Source organism: Cupriavidus sp. WS (assembly GCF_000395345.1).
Taxonomy (GTDB): Bacteria; Pseudomonadota; Gammaproteobacteria; order Burkholderiales; family Burkholderiaceae; genus Cupriavidus; species Cupriavidus basilensis_B.
The window spans coordinates 1-15,324 of the sequence record NZ_AQPL01000485.1; the positions used below are offsets into that span (position 1 = coordinate 1).

The following is a 15,324-nucleotide window of genomic DNA, read 5'->3' on the forward strand; positions in this document are numbered from 1 at the left end:
ACGGTGCCGTCGGCCTTGCGCGCGGCCGCGTCGAGCCGGCCCTCGGGGGCGCCCGCGGCCAGCGCCGCCGCGTCCGGCAGCAAGGTGGCGATGGCGACGCCGGCGAACTGGTCCGCCGCCTTGCCGAACATCGCCGCGGCGGCGGCGCTGGCGGTCTGGATGTGGCCGCCGGCATCGCACACGATGAAGGCGTCGGTGGCGCTGGCCAGCCCGGCGCGCTGCAGGGCGCCGTCGGACTGGCGCGCCTGGCGCGCCCGCGCGGCCAGCTGCCAGGCGCGGCGCTGCTGGCGCGACAGCACCAGCACCAGCCAGGCCAGCAGTGCCGAGACCAGCACGCCGCCGGCCAGCACCAGCCAGGCGCGGCGCGGCCGGTGCGCGGCCTCGAAAGCGGGCGTGGTGGCGCCGTGCAGGGTCCACACCCGACCGCCGAAGGCCAGGTCGCGGTCGGCCGCGATCTGCGGCGCGGGCGCGCCGGCCTCGGGCTCGGCGTCGCCGGCCAGGAAGGCGGCCGGCGTGGCGTCGCGCCCGTCGTAGAGCGCCAGCGAGAGCGCGCCGGCGGCCGGCAGGCTGACCCCGCGCAGCAGGTCGTCGAGCCGCAGCGAGGCGTAGACGTAGCCGGCCACCGCCTGGCGCCGCTGCGCGGTGGTGTTCAGCGGCATGCCGTTGGCGTACACCGGCATGTAGAGCACGGCGCCGCGCTGCGGCATCTGCGCCTCGCTCTCGCGCACCAGCTCCAGGCGCGTGGTCAGGCGCGCCTCCCCGCTGTCGCGGGCGGCGTCCACCGCGGCGCGGCGCGCCGGATCGGACAGGATGTCGTAGCCCAGCCCGCGCGTGATGCGCCCGGCAAACGGCTCGACGAAGACGATCGGGGCGTACAGCTCGCGCGCGCCGCGCGGGTAGACCTCGAACACCGGCAGGCCCTCGCGGCGCATGGTCTCGCCCAGGCGCTCGAGGTCGCGCGCCGCGGTCAGGCGCGCGAAGCCGATCGAATGGGTGCCGGCCGGCAGGTCGTCGATCTGGGCGGTGTACAGGTAGCTGCGCCACTGCGCGCGCGTGGCGTTGGGATCGGCCGCGAACAGGCCGGTGGTGCCGCGCAGCAGTTGCTCGTTCTCCTGCAGGCGGCGCTGCAGGGCGGCGTGGACCGGCGCGTAATAGCCGTCGAAGTCGGCGCGCGCCGCCTCGCGCTCGAGCGCGCGCATGGCGTGCCAGGCACCGCCCGTAGCGAGCGCGCCGGCGGCCGCCGCCAGCAGGGACAGCAGCACGGGCGAAAGTGAGGGCAGTTTCATGTATGGTCCTGGCGCGGATGGAAGCCCTCGGAGCCTCGCCCTGCCGCTGCAGGGCTACGAGGCACTATACCTTGGCGGCCGGGCCTCGCCCAGCCCCGGCGCGCCCGCGCAACGTGCGGCGCCACACGCACACGCGCGGCGGCCGGCGCGCGCGCATGCCGGACTCGCGCCCGGCCGGCGCTTGTGGTAGGGTTGCCGCACCCGCAACCCTGTCGTAGCCGGATTTCCCGGCAGCCCAGCGGGGCCGGCCGGCCGCAAGGCGCGTGCCGCCCCCCGACTCCGCCGGCTCGCATGTCATTCGTTTCGCTTTCCCTGAAAGCGCGTCTCGCGCTGATCACCACGGCGCTGGCCGCCGTGCTCGGTACCGGCATCGTGCTGGCCTCGCTCCATTACGCCCACAACGACCTGCGCGCCGCGCTGCAGGACCAGCAGGACTCCATCGTCAAGCTGGCCGCCAGCCAGCTCGACACCGCGATGGAAGACCGCATCACGCTGCTGTCCCACCTCGCGCCGCAGCTGGCGGACCAGCTGACGCTGCCCACCCCGGCGCTGCGCCGCCTGCTGGACAGCCGCATCCCGATCCCCGGCACCTTCAACTCCTACATCATCGCCGACGCCCAGGGCCGCATGCTGGGCCAGCCGGGCGTGCCGGTCAGCATCGCCGACCGCGACTACTTCCGCGAGGCCGCGCGCACGCTGGAGCCGGTGGTCTCGGCGCCGATCCGCGCCCGCACCAACGGCACCACCGGCGTGCTGGTGACGGTGCCGATCCTCTCGGCGCAGGGCGAGTTCCGCGGCCTGCTGGGCGGCTGGCTGAACCTGGCCAGCGCCAACTTCCTGGTCGAGATCACCCACAACCGGCTCGGCACCACCGGCTTCTACTGCCTGGTCTCGTCCGGGCGCGCGCCGGTCTACGTGCGCCACCCCGATCCGGCCCGCGCCATGCAGCCGGCGCGCGCGCTGGGCGACACCTGCGGCGCGGACAACCGCAACGGGCGCATCGAGTTCCTCTGGCCCGAGCGGCCGCTGATCGCGCGCTACCTGATGGAGAGCACCGGCTGGGAGCTGGTGGCCGTGCTGCCCGCGCAGGAAGCCTTCGAGCCGCTGCACGCCATGCAGGCGCGCTTCCTGTGCCTGGCGCTGCTGGCGCTGGCGGGGGTGGCGCTGATGATCTGGCTGACCGTGCGGCACCTGCTGGCGCCGCTCACGCGCCTGCGCCAGGTGGTGCGCGAGAGCGCCCACGACCTGGCCGCCTACGAGCGCCTGCCGGCCCAGCAGCACGACGAGATCGGCGACCTCGCGCGCGCCTTCGGCCAGCTCATGCGCGACCTGCGCGAGCGGCGCGAGCAGCTCGACCTGAGCGAGCGCCAGCTGCGCGCCGTCACCGACACGCTGCCCGCGCTGCTCGGCTTCATCGACACCGAGGAGCGCTACCTGTTCAACAACGCGGCCTACGAGCGCACCTTCGGCATCCCGCTCGACAAGCTGCGCGGCATGACCGTGCGCGAGGTCGTGGGCGAGACCCGCTACACGCGCGCGCGGCCGTTCCTGCAGAAGGCGCTGGCGGGCACCGCCGTGACCTTCGAGGTGGAGGACAGCGATCCCGAGTACCGCTGCATGGAAACCAGCCTGCGCCCGGAATGGAATGCCGACGGCAGCCAGGTGATCGGCGTGCACGTGCACGTGCAGGACGTGACCCAGCGCAAGCTGGAGACCATGCGGCTGTCGCGCATCTCGCGCCTGGACCACCTCACGCAGCTGCTCAACCGCAGCGCGTTCGAGTCGCTGCTGCAGGCGGCCATGACGCGCAGCCGCGAAGGCGGCCGGCTGATGGCGCTGCTCTACCTCGACATGGACCGCTTCAAGGCCGTCAACGACTTCCACGGCCACATCACCGGCGACCTGCTGCTGCAGGCGTTCGGGCGGCGCCTGCAGCGCTGCGTGCGCGAGCGCGACGCGGTGGCCCGGCTCGGCGGCGACGAGTTCGCCGTGGTGCTGGAGGACATCGGCGCCGCGGCCAACGCGCGGCGCATCGCCAACGCCATCGTGATGTCGGTCAGCCGGCGCTTCTTCATCGACGGCGTGTTCGCCGACGTGGACGTGAGCATCGGCGTGGCGCTCTACCAGGGCGCGCCGATGCCCGACCAAGAACTGATGCGCCAGGCCGACACCCTGCTCTACCGCGCCAAGGCCGCGGGCCGCGGGCGCTTCGAGATCGGCCCGCCCGAGCTGCTGCCGCAGGACGCGGGCGGCGCGTGGCCGCAGGATACGCCGGACCTCTAGGCGCGGCGGCCTCGCCCGCGTCTCTGGCCTCTGCGGCCTCTGTGGCCTCTATTCGCCCTCGAACGGCACGTGCTTGCCGTCGCGCGACTGGTAGCCGAGCTTGGTGTCGGCGCCCATCATCTTTTCCCAGGCCACCATCGCGTCGGCCACGGCGTTGGGCTCGCCCTTGAACACCAGCACGTCGTTGCCGCAATTCGGGCACTGGCCGCCGAACACGGCGTCGATGCCGCGCAGGTTGGGCGCGTCGATGGCGTCGAAGGTGCCGAAGGCGGTCTTGCATGCGCCGCACACCAGTTGGGCGGGCCGCAGGGCCGCCAGTTTTGCGCGGGCCTGCTCCGCGCGCTCCGCCTGGCTGCCCCGGCGTTTTGCTTCACCCATGATTCACTTCCTTCGCGCGCGCCGGCTGGCGCGCGCTTTCTCCAAGCATTGACTGTGGCCGGCGGCGCCGCTCAGAACGGCAGCGGGCCGACCGCGGATTGCGGCGGCACCGGCGGGAACGCGATCGGCGCGGTCTGGCGTTGCAGCGCATAGCGCACATAGACGCCGGCGTACCACTGGCGGTAGTCGCGCGCGTTGTCGAGCCCGAGCAGGCCGCCCACGTAGAGCTGCTGCGCCGCCTGGTACTCGGCCGATCCGACCAGATTGTAGGCCAGGCCGGTCTTCGACTGGCCCTGGTAGACCGCGCTGGACGAGCTGGTCAGGTTCCGGCCGTTGGCCGTGGCCATCGCCGCGTTGGCCGCCGACTGCGCCGCGGCGTCGGTCGGGAAGTAGTTCGAATCGTCCTCGCGGAAGGCCTGCATGCCCAGCGCGCCGCGCACATGGTAGGCCAGCCGGCCGCTGCGCCCGGTGAGCGACAGCGGCACCGTCACCGCGAAATAGGTCTGCGGGCTGAAATAGCCGCCCTGCCCGAAGGTGAAATAGCGCAGGTTGTCCGCGTAGCCCATCGAGGTGAAGTTCACCCCGCTCATGAGGCGCTGGTCCGGCTTGTCGATCACGCGCAGATAGAAACCGCCGCCGCCTTCCCAGCGCGTGTTGCGCTTGACGTCGTGGCCGGTCAGCAGGCCATAGCCACCGTAGCCGTACAGGCCGAAGAAGCCGTCGTCCCAGCCGAGGTCGGCGCGCGCGCTGCTGTTCATCACGCCGCCCCATTGCAGGCCGGTGCGCTCGTCGCGCACGCCCGCGTAGGACAGCAGGCTGTCCGTCACCGGCCGGCGCGAGGCGCCGAGCGACAGCGTGGCGCGCTGCGTGAGCGGCAGGTTGAGCCTGGCGCCGGCATTGACGTCGGTGTAGCGGAAACCCAGCGGCGTGCTGCCGACGTCGGCGGTGAAGCGCTCCGATTCGTAGGCCACGCCGAGCGCCACGCCGAAGGCGTTCTGCGGGCCGGCCGAGGCCGACCGCAGCGGCGCACCGGCCAGGTTGACGGGCGCGCCGTTCACGCCGTAGGCCAGCGGGCCGCCGCCGAAGCGCGAGGCGCTGTTGAAGTCGGCGCCGACCGAGCCGCTGTCCAGCGCCACCGGGGTCACGCGCGCCGCCAGCTTGCCGTTGCCGGCGGCGATCTTGGCTTCGGCCACCACCTGCATCTCGGTGAGCTGGCTCATGCCGGAGTCGCCCGTGCGCCCGCGCAGCATGGGGCCGCCGGCGAGCGTGCTGGCGCGCTGCGCCTCGATCTCGCCGAGTTCCTGCTGCGCGGTGCGGGGGCCGGTCGGGCTGGCCTGCGAGTCCGCGTCGGCCAGCCACGGCGCGCGCGCCTGCGCGCCAAACGGCTGGCGCGCGGGCACGGCGGCGGCGGGTTCGGCGACCGTGGCCACGGCGGCGGGCGCGGCCTGCGCCGGGTACTGGTTCGGGTACTGGGCCGCCGGATATTGCGCCGGATATTGCGCCGGATACTGGACCGGGTATTGCGCCGGAGCCGGAGACGCGTACTGGGTATCCTGCGCCGCCGCGGTGGCGCGGCTGGCCGCGGTGGCCTTGCCGCGCGTGGCGGTGGTGGCTGCGCGCGCGCGCAGCGGCGCGGGCGCCTGTTGCGGATAGTAGGCCTGCGGCTGCTGGGGCATGGGCGCCGCGGCCGGCGCGGCTGGCGCGCTGCCGGCCGGCATCGGGATGTAGGGCTGGCCATACGCCTGGCCGCCGGCGCTCGCCGCCGGCGCGGCCTGCGCCACCGTGGGCGCCGGCACCGCGAGATACGGCGCCTGCGAGCCGGGCGGCGGCAGTTGCGAGACCGCGCGCTGGCCCGGCAGGCCGACGAAGGGATTGGACGGCACGCGGTCGAACCCGGCGGCGCCCGCGCGCGCGCCCGGCGGCGCGCCGGCGGCGGCCTCGGCCGCCACCGCGGCGCGGAAGTAGTCCGCCGCGCGCGAGGTCTTGCCCTCGGCGCGGTAGAGCCTCCCGGCGGCGGTCAGCACCTTGGGCGACTTTGGCGCCTGCGCCAGCGCCATCTGCAGCGTGCCCTCGGCCCAGCTGAATTCCTTGGCGGCGGTGGCGGTGCCGATCGCGGCCAGCATCAGGTCGAGGTTGCGCGGGTCTTTTTCCAGCACGCTCTCGTACAGCGCGAGCGCCTGCTTGTTGTCGCCGGCCTGCGCGTACATGCGCGCCAGGCTGGCGCGCACGGCGCCGTTGCCGCCGCGCTCGGACAGCGCCGGGGCCAGCATGTCGTAGGCGGCCACGAGGTCGCCGCTCTCGGTGAGCGCGTCGGCCTGGCGCACGATGTAGGCCACGCGCAGGTCGTCGTAGTCCTTGCGCTGCTGCGGGTTCAGCGCCGCGCCGGCGAGCTGGCGCAGCACGCCGGCCAGCTCCACGTCCTGGCGGGTCTTGAGCAGGATGGCGGCGTATTGCAGCTGCATGCCGGTGTCGGGCCGCGGCGTGCGGCTCATCACGCTGCGCATCAGCGCCAGCGCGCGCGGCTCGTCGCCGGCGTCGGCATAGGCCAGCGCCAGCGCGCCGAGCTGGTCGGCGTCCTGCTGCGCGTAGCGTTCGGCGTCCTGCAGCACGGCGCGCGCGGCGGATTGCTGGCCGGCGGCGGCCAGGCCGCTGGCGCGCTCGGCCTCGGCATGCACCCACAGGCGGCGCTGCAGGGTGCCCATGTCGCGCGTGCGGCTCTGCGGCGGTACGCGCTCGAGCGCGTCGAGCCCGGCCTGCCATTCGCCGGTCTCGGCGCTCAGCAGCGCGCTGGCGTAGAGCGCGTCGGGCATGTTGGGGTTGGACAGCAGCAGGCCGTCCATGATGCTGCGGGCCTGTTCCTTGAGGCCCATCGACGCATAGGCGCGCGCCGCGTCGAGGCGCACCCACGGGTTGGTGGGGTCGGCCGCCATCGCGTCTTCGAGCGCGCGCCGCGCGCCGGCGGTGTCGCCGCGCTGCAGGGCCGCGCGCGCCTGGCCGCGCGCCTCGTCGGCGCGCAGCCTGCCGAGCGAGCCCACTTTCTCCTGCTGGGCCGGCGTCAGGTCCTGCACGATGGCGAGCGCCTCGGCGCCCTTGTTCTGCGCCGACAGCACGCCCACCAGCCCGCGCGTGGCGTCGGGGTTGTCGGGCTGCTGCTTGAGCACGCGCCGGTAGGCGGCCTCGGCCTGCGCGTACTGGCCGTCCTCGGCCATCACGTCGGCCAGCGCCACCTGCGCGGACGGCTCGCGCGCGTCGAGCTTGACGGCGCGCTCGAGCAGGCGGCGCGCCTCGGCGCGGTTGCCGCCGTTGCGCGCGGCGGTGGCCTGCTCGGACAGCAGCCAGTAGGTGGCGCTGTTCTGCGCGCTGCGGTAGCGCGTGCCGGCGCCGCGCCGGGCGGCCTGGTCGAGGAAATCCACCGCCTCGGCGAACTTCTCCTGCTTGAGGCGCAGCACGCCCATGCCGCCGAGCGCGTCGGCATCCTCGGGGCGCTGCGCGAGCGCGGCCTGAAAGCGTTCGCCGGCGCGCTCCAGGTCGCCGGCGTCCAGCGCGTCGAAGCCCTGCTGCACGATCTGGCGCGCCGGGTTGGCGGCGGCGCCGGCACCGGCGCCGGCCGCGCGGGTGGACTCCTGCTGCTGCTGCGCCTTGACCGCGTCGAGCTTGGCGCGGATGGCGGCGTCGTCCGGATGGCCGGCCAGCCAGGCCTGGTACAGCGGCGCGTCGGCCGGGCGCCCGCCCAGCCAGGTCAGCGCGCGCTGCCAGCTCTGCGCGGCGGGGCCGGCTACGTCGGTGCCCTTCGAGAGCGCCTCGAGCTGGCGGATGCCTTCGCGGCGCGTGGACTCGCGGTAGGTGAGGTGCTGCGCCAGCGCGAGCTGCGCGCGGTTGTCGGCGGGGTTGGCGCGCGCCAGCTGCTCGAGGCCCTTGCGCGCCGCTTCCCAGCCCTGCGCGGTGCCGCCCAGGGTCTGGTAATACTCCAGCGCGAGATCGCCCTGCGGCACGGCGCCGCCGGCGGCCTGCTGGTAGCGCCTGACCGCTTCCTCGCCCTGGCCGCTGCGCGCGAGCTGGCGGGCCTGCTCGATCTGCTGGCTGGTGCCGCCGCCGCTGATGATCTGCGTCAGGCGCGCGATCTGCGGCGAGCCGGGCTGGGCCTTCTTCAGGCGCTCGAGATAGGCGCGCGCGCCGTCGGCGCGGCCGGCCTCGGCCTCGGACACGCCCATGCCGTAGAGCGCCTCGGGCTGGCTCGGGTTGAGCCGCAGGATCTTCTGCCACGCTTCGGCGGCGCGGTCGCCGCGGCCGCGCTCCTGCCAGTACTTGCCCTGGTCCACCAGCAGCTTGACCGGGTCTTCCTGCGCGGCGGCGGCGGTGGCGAACGCGGCCAGCAGGCTCAGCGCGAGCGTCTTCGCGCGCCGCCTGCCGGCGGCCTGCCCGCGCGCCGCGGGCATCGTGCGTCCGTTCATGGCCGGGCGCTTGCGGTTCTGCATGTCTTCTCCCACTCCAGCTCCAGTTGGCCCGAGGGCGCGAACCGGTAGCGGCCTTCGGCAAAGCCGAGGCCGAATAATCCCAATACGGTGTCGTAGTACGTGGCCGCGGACTTGCCGCCGCCGGCGTCGAGCATGGTCTCGGCGCGCGCGCGCTGCACCGCCGCGGCCGGCGAGCCGGCGGCCTGCAGGAACGGCACCAGCGCGGCGGAGAAGCCAGCCGGGCCGTCGCCTTCGAGCGCGCCGCCGTCGGCGTGCATGCGCTCGGGCGGCGCGGCGCGGCCCGCCATGCGCTGCGCGTGCGGCGCCAGCGCCTTCATCAGCGCGCGGCCCGCGGCGTCGCCGCGCGGCGTCATGCCGGCCCACAGGTAGACGCGGATGGCGTCGTAGCTGCTCACGTCGCCCTTGACCGGGTCGGTGAGAAAGCCGGTGCCGCCCTGGTCGGCGCGGTAGGCGGACCAGTCCGGCACGATGCCCTGCCTGGCCACCGCTTCGGCCAGCCGGCCGGCCTGCGTGGCCAGCGTGCCCCACGGCCCGGACGGGTCGGCGCCGGCCAGCCGGCGCAGCAGCGGCACCGGCAGGTAGCTGGCATTGAGGCGCCACTGGCGCGGGCCGTCTTCGCTGCCCTCGGCAAACCCCTGCGGGGCGGGCAGCAGCATGGCGCCGAAGCCGGGCAGCGACGCCACCTCCTGCTGCGCCGCCAGCTTGAGCAGCGCGCGCGCCTGCGTGGCGTAGCGCGGCTCGCGCCACAGGCGCGCGGCCTCCAGCAGCGCGAACGCGAACCACAGGTCGGCGTCGGAGGCGGCGTTGGCGTCGATCACGCCCCACGAGCCGTCGCCGCGGCGGCCCCACTGCCACGCGGGCAGCTTGTCCTGCAGGCTGCCGGCGCCGAGGTTGGCGATGCTCCACTGCCACAGGCGGTCGAAGGTGGCGCGGTCGTTGGCGACCAGCGCGAACACCATGCCGTAGGACTGGCCTTCCGAGGTGCTGTGCTGCTCGCGCGTGGACGGGTCGAGCACGCGGCCGTCGGCTTGCACGAAGCGCGCCAGGAACTGCTGGTACAGCGGCCACGGGCAGGCCGCGGGCGCGGCCGCCGCGGCGCCGGCCCAACCACCCAGCGCGCCCAGCGCGCCCAGCGCCGGCAGACCCGCCAGCCAGCGCCGGCGCGACCGGTTCACCATCATTGCACCCCCTGGTTGCGCCGGTTGGCGCGCGCGCGCAGCGTCAGGAACAGCAGCGTCGCCAGCAGCAGCGCGGCGGCGCCGGTCATCAGCACCAGCGCCAGCGGGCGCCGCGACAGCCACCATTCCACGTAGGTCCACGGCGCCAGCCTGCCCACGTAGTAGTTCTGCTCGGCGGCCAGGCTGTCGACGTCCTTGCCGTGCACCAGCGCCAGGCTGCCCTGCACGTGGACCACCTGATCGGGGTCGAGCAGCGCCTCGGTCATCGCCTGCAGGCCCTGCGGCGCGTTGCTGACCAGCGCCACCACACTGCGCCCGGAGGCCAGCGGCGACTCGAACGCGCTCAGCGCGGCGTCGGTGCCGGCGCTGGTGAGCGACAGGCGCGTCTCGACCGGGCGGTCGCGCGTGACGTCGGCGCCGTTCCACCAGCCCGCCACGGTGGACACGATGTCGGACATGGTGAAGCGCTTCTCGTTGCCCGCCAGCGAAACCGGCATGCGCTCGGCCCACTGCGTGAACAGCGGCTGGTTCTGCGTGGTGCCGATCACCAGCAGGTCGCGCGCGGCCTGCTGGGCGACCTGCGCCGCGCCAGACACGGCCACGCCGGTGGCGGGATAGCCGGTGGACTCGCCCATGCGGCCCATCAGCGTGAGATAGGCCGTGTAATCCTCGGCGCCGGGCTTGTCCGGCAGGATCACCGCGGTCTCGGACAGGTCGGCCAGGCGCGTGAACGGGAAACCGCTGTTGCCGAACACGGCCAGGTCCGGCAGCGCGATGAAGTGCGACAGGCCGGTGATGTCGATGGTCGAGTCCGGGTCGATGGCGCCCTTGACGTTGTCGAGCATCACGTCCTTGCAGGCGCCCTGCTTGAGGTAGTCGTAGTAGAAATGGAACTGCAGCTGCGACTGCGCGGGCAGCATGAACAGCGGCAGCGCGATGCGCTCGTGCACCGGCACCGAGCCGTCCGGCAGCACCTTGGCCAGCAGCTGGCTGGCGCGGCCGTCCTGGTTCTTGAGCGCGCGCAGCGGATAGGCGCGCAGGAACTGGCGGTTGACGTTGACGTTCAGGGTGGACTTGTCCACCACCGGGCGCGGCGTGTAGCGGTAGTGCAGGTCGATCGGGATGCCCTTGTCGCGCCAGCCGAACAGGTCCGGCGGCAGGCGGAAGTTCACGCGCACCAGGTCCGGGTTGTAGCCCGAGACGTTGAGGTCGCGCACCTCGGTCAGCTCGCCGAAGCGCACCGGGCGGTCGCTGCGGATCCAGTTGGGCGCGTCGTAGGGCACGCGCGGCGCGACCTCGTCGAAGCGCGAGATGGTGGCGCTCTGCCCGGACAACGCGCGCGCGCCCAGCGTGAGCGCGCGCGCTGCGGTCTTGAGCTCGGCGCTGTCGCGGCCCATCACCAGCAGCAGCTTGGCGTTGGCGTCGCCCGGATTGGGCACCACGGCCAGCGTCGGGCCGCCGATGGCGGGCAGCGCGACGCCGGCGGGCTTTTCCTCGCCGGTGACGAACACCACCGCGTTGCCGCTGGCCGGCACCTGGTTGAGCAGCGCGCCGAACGACGCGCCGCGGTAGCCGGCCAGCGCGCCGAACCACGACGACACCGCGCCCGCGGCCTCCAGCGTGGCCGCCGACGGCGCGCCCGCGAACACGAACGGCAGCCGCAGGCGGCCGACGTCGCGGCGGTCGAAGAACGGCAGCGGCAGCAGCGACAGCTCGTTGGCCAGCGCCACCGGCGCCACGGTCAGCTCCAGCACGCTGCTGTTGCCCACCGTGGCCCACAGGCTGGAATGGAACGGATCCTCGCAGTCGGTGGTGTAGTGGCCGACCAGCTCCAGGTTGAGGCGGTTGAATTCCGTGATCAGGCGCGGCTCGATGGCGAGGTCGCGCTCCTGGCTGGTGCCCGCGCCCTCCTTGGGCACGGGCACGCTGGCGGCCACTTCGCCGTTGACCATCACGTTGATGTGCGACAGCGCCGGGATCAGCGCCGGCGAATAGGTGTAGCGCAGCTTGAGCCGGGCGGCGGTCACCACTTCGTCGGCGCGGATCGAGAACGGCACGCCGTTGATGGCGTCCACGCCGCGCAGCTGGAACGGCGCGTCGGCGCCGAGCTGCTTGAGCGTGAACTGCACCGTGCGGCTGGCCGCGCGCGGCGCGGTGGCGGCACCTGCGGCGCCGGCGGGGATGGCGGTGGCCGCCGCGGGCGCCGGCGGGACCACGGTGTCGCGGCTGGTGTCCGGCAGCGTGGCGCGCTGGGCGCCGGCGGGATGCGCCGCCAGCAGGGTGAAGGCGAGGATGGCGCCCAGGCGGGTCAGCGCGGGCAGGCGTGGTTTATGGTTCAGGCGCATTCGTCTCTTGAGCCGGTGGTCCGTGGCGTGTGTGCCGGGCCGGGCCCGGGCAGATGGTCAGTTGGTGGAGGCGCCGGGCTCGGGGCGGCGCAGCAGCCGGCGCATCTCGCGCCCGAGATGGAACATCATGTTGTGGAAGCCGAGCATGCCGATGCGCAGGATCTGGCCCGCGGCCAGCCCCGGCGCGTCCAGGCGCTTGCGGCCCCAGGAGCCGACCCACGCGTCGGCGCGCGCGAAGGTGCACTGGATGAAGGCCATCTCGTCGCGCGGGCTCATCTCGCCCAGCACCAGGCCGGTGTGCGACTCGCCCTGGAACACCACCTTGGCGGGGAACATGTGCTCGTCGTCCTGCAGGTACAGCGAGATCTGCACCGGCTCGCCCACCGTCGCCGTGACGCCCGGCGGCAGGCGCATGCCGATGCCGCCTTCGGCGAAGTCGATGGTCTCGCACACGGTGGTGCGGCCGTCGGCGAAATGCAGCGTGGCCGGCAGCGTCATCGCCACGCGGTGCGCCACGCGGATCTGCCGCGTCTCGCTAGCCACGGCGATGGAAGCGCCGAGGATGACGAGGTTGTAGCAGGTCCAGATCAGGTTCAGCACCACCGTGGTGGCCTCGAACTGGTTCCACAGGAACAGCCGCAGCAGACCCACCCCGATGCCCAGCAGGTTGAGCAGCAGCAGCACCAGGTAGGGCCGCGAGATCTCCCAGTCGAAGTAGGCTTCCTCGATCACCCCGCCCTTGGGCGTGACGTTGAACTTGCCCGCGGCCGGGTTGAAGAAGGCCACCAGCACCGGCCGCATGATGTACCACGCCAGCACCGACTCGTACACCTCGTTCCAGAACGAATGGCGGAACTGGCCCTGCACGCGCGAGTTGGTCATGTTGGCGTGCAGCAGGTGCGGCAGCGCGAAGGTGGCGATGGTCAGCGCCGAGGCCTGGATCACGTGCGCGCCGAACAGCAGGTAGGCCAGCGGCGCGGTCAGGAACACCAGCCGCGGCAGCCCGTAGAAGAAGTGCAGCATGGCGTTGAGGTAGCACATGCGCTGCCAGATCGTCAGCCCGGGGCCGAGCAGCGGGTTGTCGAGCCGGCAGATCTGCGCCATGCCGCGCGCCCAGCGGATGCGCTGGCCGACGTGCCCGGACAGGCTCTCGGTGGCCAGCCCCGCCGCCTGCGGGATCGCCAGGTAGGCGGTGCCGTAGCCCTTGCGGTGCAGCTTGAGCGCGGTGTGCGCGTCCTCGGTCACGGTCTCCACCGCGATGCCGCCCACCTCCAGCAGCGGCGCGCGGCGGATGATGGCGCACGAGCCGCAGAAGAAGGTGGCGTCCCACAGGTCGTTGCCGTCCTGCACCAGGCCGTAGAACAGCTCGCCCTCGTTGGGCACTTCCTGGAACGTCTGCAGGTTCTTCTCGAACGGGTCGGGCGAGAAGAAATAGTGCGGCGTCTGCAGCATGGACAGCCGGCGGTCCTTGAGGAACCAGCCCATGCAGATCTGCAGGAAGGAGCGCGTGGGGATGTGGTCGCAGTCGAAGATGGCCACGTACTCGCCGTTGGTGTCCTTGAGCGCCTCGTTGATGTTGCCGGCCTTGGCGTGGCGGTTGTGGTTGCGGGTCACGTGGGTGACGCCGACCTTCTCGCAGAACGCGCGGAATTCCTCGCGCCGGCCGTCGTCGAGCACGTAGACGTTGATCTTGTCGCGCGGCCAGTCCAGCGACATGGCGGCGAACACGGTGGGCTTCACCACCGAGAGCGGCTCGTTGTAGGTGGGGATGAAGACGTCCACGGTCGGCCAGGTGGCGCTGTCCGCCGGCATCGGCACCGGGCGGCGCTGCAGCGGCCACGCGGTCTGGAAGTAGCCCAGCATCAGCACCGTGAAGGCATACAGCTCGGCCAGCACCAGCCCGATGCCGAACACCGCGTCGAACAGGCCGCCCAGGCCCACGGTCTCGGTCAGCCGCCAGTACATGTAGCGGCTGGAGGCGATCACCGACAGCACCACCATCACCAGCGTGGCGAGATGGCCCTTGAGCCGGTTGAGCCATACGGCAAGCGCGAAGCACACCGCGGCGAAGCCCACCTGCTGCCAGAAGTCCAGCGGCACGGTGGCGACCAGCGCGAACAGGCACAGCGCGACCACCAGCGCCAGCACGCGCATCGGGATGCTGTCCCACAGCGGCATCTCGACGAAGGCGAGGCCCAGGCGCCGCACCTTGGCCGACAGCGCGTTGGGGCGGGTGGCCGCCGGCGCCGCGGCCTTGCCGGCGGCGGCCTTGCGGGATCTGGCGGGCTTCACGCGGCTTCTCCATGTGCGGCCAGCGCCTGGCGCAGCCGGTCGGCACAGCGCAGCAGGTCGTGCGTGGCCTGGCTGTGGGGGTTGTATTCGAGCACGCTGCGGTCGTAGGCGAGCGCCTCGGCCACGGCCTGGTCCTGGTGGACCACGCCGAGCACGCGCTCGCCGAGCTGGGCGCGCAGCGTCTGCACCACGTCCTTGCCGAGCTGACGGCTCACGTCCACCTGGTTGATCACCAGCACGTGGCCCACGTAGTCGGGCCGGCCTTCGCAATACGTGCGGATCAGGTCTTCCATCAGCGGCAGCGCGGCATAGGAGGCGGCATCCGGCAGCGCCACCATCACGCACACCTGCGCGCACGACAGCGCCTGGCGCATGTAGGGCGAAGGGCCGGGCGGGGTGTCGATCACCACGATGTCGTCGTGGCCCAGGCCCAGCGCGCCGAGCTGCGCGCGCAGCCAGCCGGGATGGGTGACGAGATGCGCTTCGAACGCCGAGCGGTCCGCCTCGTTGAGCGCGCCGAACGGCATCACCAGCGCGCTCGAGCGGCCGCGGTACAGGCTGGGCTCCCAGGGCTCGCCCGCCAGCGTGGCGCGCGCGTGGCCGCCGACTTCCTGCGGCGGCATGCCGAAATGCAGCCGCAGCGCGTTCTGCGGGTCCAGGTCGACGGCGAGCACGCGCTCGCCGGCGGCGGCCAGCGCCTCGGCAAGGTTGGCCGACAGCGTGGTCTTGCCCACGCCGCCTTTGGCCGATACGACGGCAATGATTTTCACGAGCGGTTCAGCCGGTCTAGGAATGAGCGTCGTCCGGGCGCGCGTTCGGCAGCCGGGGCCGGTTCCGGGCGGCCTTCGAGCCGTGCGAAGATCCGCGACAGCTCGGTGCCCGCGGCGGGCGCCGGCGAGGCAGCGGGCGCGGACGGCGCGAACGGCACGGACGATATGGACGACAAGAGCGGCGCAGGCGGGGCGGGCGGCGGCGCAGGCTCCCAGGCCGGCGGCTGAAGCGGCGCGGCCACGGCCGGCGCCGCATCGGCCGCGCGCGCCGGCGGCGGCGTGCCGCCGGGGGTGCGGAAGCGCGGCTCCATCGCTGC

Annotated in this window: 8 protein-coding genes and 1 pseudogene; 1 reads left to right on the plus strand and 8 read right to left on the minus strand. The window is 73.3% G+C overall.

Translation table 11 applies throughout. The features are described 5' to 3' along the window. Positions 1–1,286, minus strand: a 1,286-nt coding sequence (locus K206_RS0132100) for a CHASE domain-containing protein (RefSeq protein ID WP_029044325.1), incomplete at its 3' end; no start/stop codon positions are given. 291 nt (positions 1,287–1,577) lie between these two features. Here K206_RS0132100 and K206_RS0132105 point away from each other — a divergent pair. Beyond that, on the plus strand, positions 1,578–3,569 hold the full coding sequence (locus K206_RS0132105) for a diguanylate cyclase domain-containing protein (protein ID WP_020206406.1): 1,992 nt from the start codon (positions 1,578–1,580) through the stop codon (positions 3,567–3,569). Positions 3,570–3,617: 48 nt separating this feature from the next. Here the strand turns inward: K206_RS0132105 and K206_RS0132110 are convergent, their stop codons facing one another. From K206_RS0132110 to K206_RS44440, 7 genes and pseudogenes are all read right to left on the minus strand, one after another. Continuing rightward, positions 3,618–3,947, minus strand: coding sequence for a hypothetical protein (locus K206_RS0132110; protein WP_020206407.1), 330 nt, complete (start codon positions 3,945–3,947; stop codon positions 3,618–3,620). 71 nt (positions 3,948–4,018) lie between these two features. Further along, positions 4,019–8,422: a cellulose synthase subunit BcsC-related outer membrane protein gene (locus K206_RS0132115; protein ID WP_020206408.1), complete on the minus strand. Its 4,404-nt coding sequence runs from the start codon at positions 8,420–8,422 to the stop codon at positions 4,019–4,021. Continuing rightward, the gene (gene bcsZ / locus K206_RS0132120) at positions 8,395–9,603 is read right to left on the minus strand and encodes a cellulose synthase complex periplasmic endoglucanase BcsZ (RefSeq protein WP_020206409.1); all 1,209 of its coding nucleotides are present in this window, start codon (positions 9,601–9,603) and stop codon (positions 8,395–8,397) included. Before bcsZ ends, K206_RS0132115 begins: the two co-directional genes overlap by 28 nt. Further along, complete coding sequence (gene bcsB / locus K206_RS0132125) at positions 9,600–11,945, minus strand: cellulose biosynthesis cyclic di-GMP-binding regulatory protein BcsB (RefSeq protein ID WP_020206410.1); 2,346 nt, start codon at positions 11,943–11,945, stop codon at positions 9,600–9,602. Before bcsB ends, bcsZ begins: the two co-directional genes overlap by 4 nt. Before the next feature lie 57 nt (positions 11,946–12,002). Continuing rightward, positions 12,003–14,237, minus strand: coding sequence for a UDP-forming cellulose synthase catalytic subunit (gene bcsA, locus K206_RS0132130; RefSeq protein WP_020206411.1), 2,235 nt, complete (start codon positions 14,235–14,237; stop codon positions 12,003–12,005). Then, positions 14,234–15,007: a cellulose biosynthesis protein BcsQ gene (gene bcsQ, locus K206_RS0132135; protein WP_020206412.1), complete on the minus strand. Its 774-nt coding sequence runs from the start codon at positions 15,005–15,007 to the stop codon at positions 14,234–14,236. Before bcsQ ends, bcsA begins: the two co-directional genes overlap by 4 nt. After that, positions 15,004–15,324, minus strand: a pseudogene (locus K206_RS44440) (hypothetical protein); the annotation flags it as partial. The gene bcsQ and the pseudogene K206_RS44440, both read right to left, overlap by 4 nt.

What these genes read in the sequence shown, in the direction of transcription:
- bcsB (WP_020206410.1), bottom strand. Translation starts at nt 11,945, where the DNA reads ATGCGCCTGAACCATAAACCACGCCTGCCCGCGCTGACCCGCCTGGGC.
- bcsZ (WP_020206409.1), bottom strand. Translation starts at nt 9,603, where the DNA reads ATGATGGTGAACCGGTCGCGCCGGCGCTGGCTGGCGGGTCTGCCGGCG.
- K206_RS0132110 (WP_020206407.1), bottom strand. Translation starts at nt 3,947, where the DNA reads ATGGGTGAAGCAAAACGCCGGGGCAGCCAGGCGGAGCGCGCGGAGCAG.
- K206_RS0132115 (WP_020206408.1), bottom strand. Translation starts at nt 8,422, where the DNA reads ATGCAGAACCGCAAGCGCCCGGCCATGAACGGACGCACGATGCCCGCG.
- K206_RS0132105 (WP_020206406.1), top strand. Translation starts at nt 1,578, where the DNA reads ATGTCATTCGTTTCGCTTTCCCTGAAAGCGCGTCTCGCGCTGATCACC.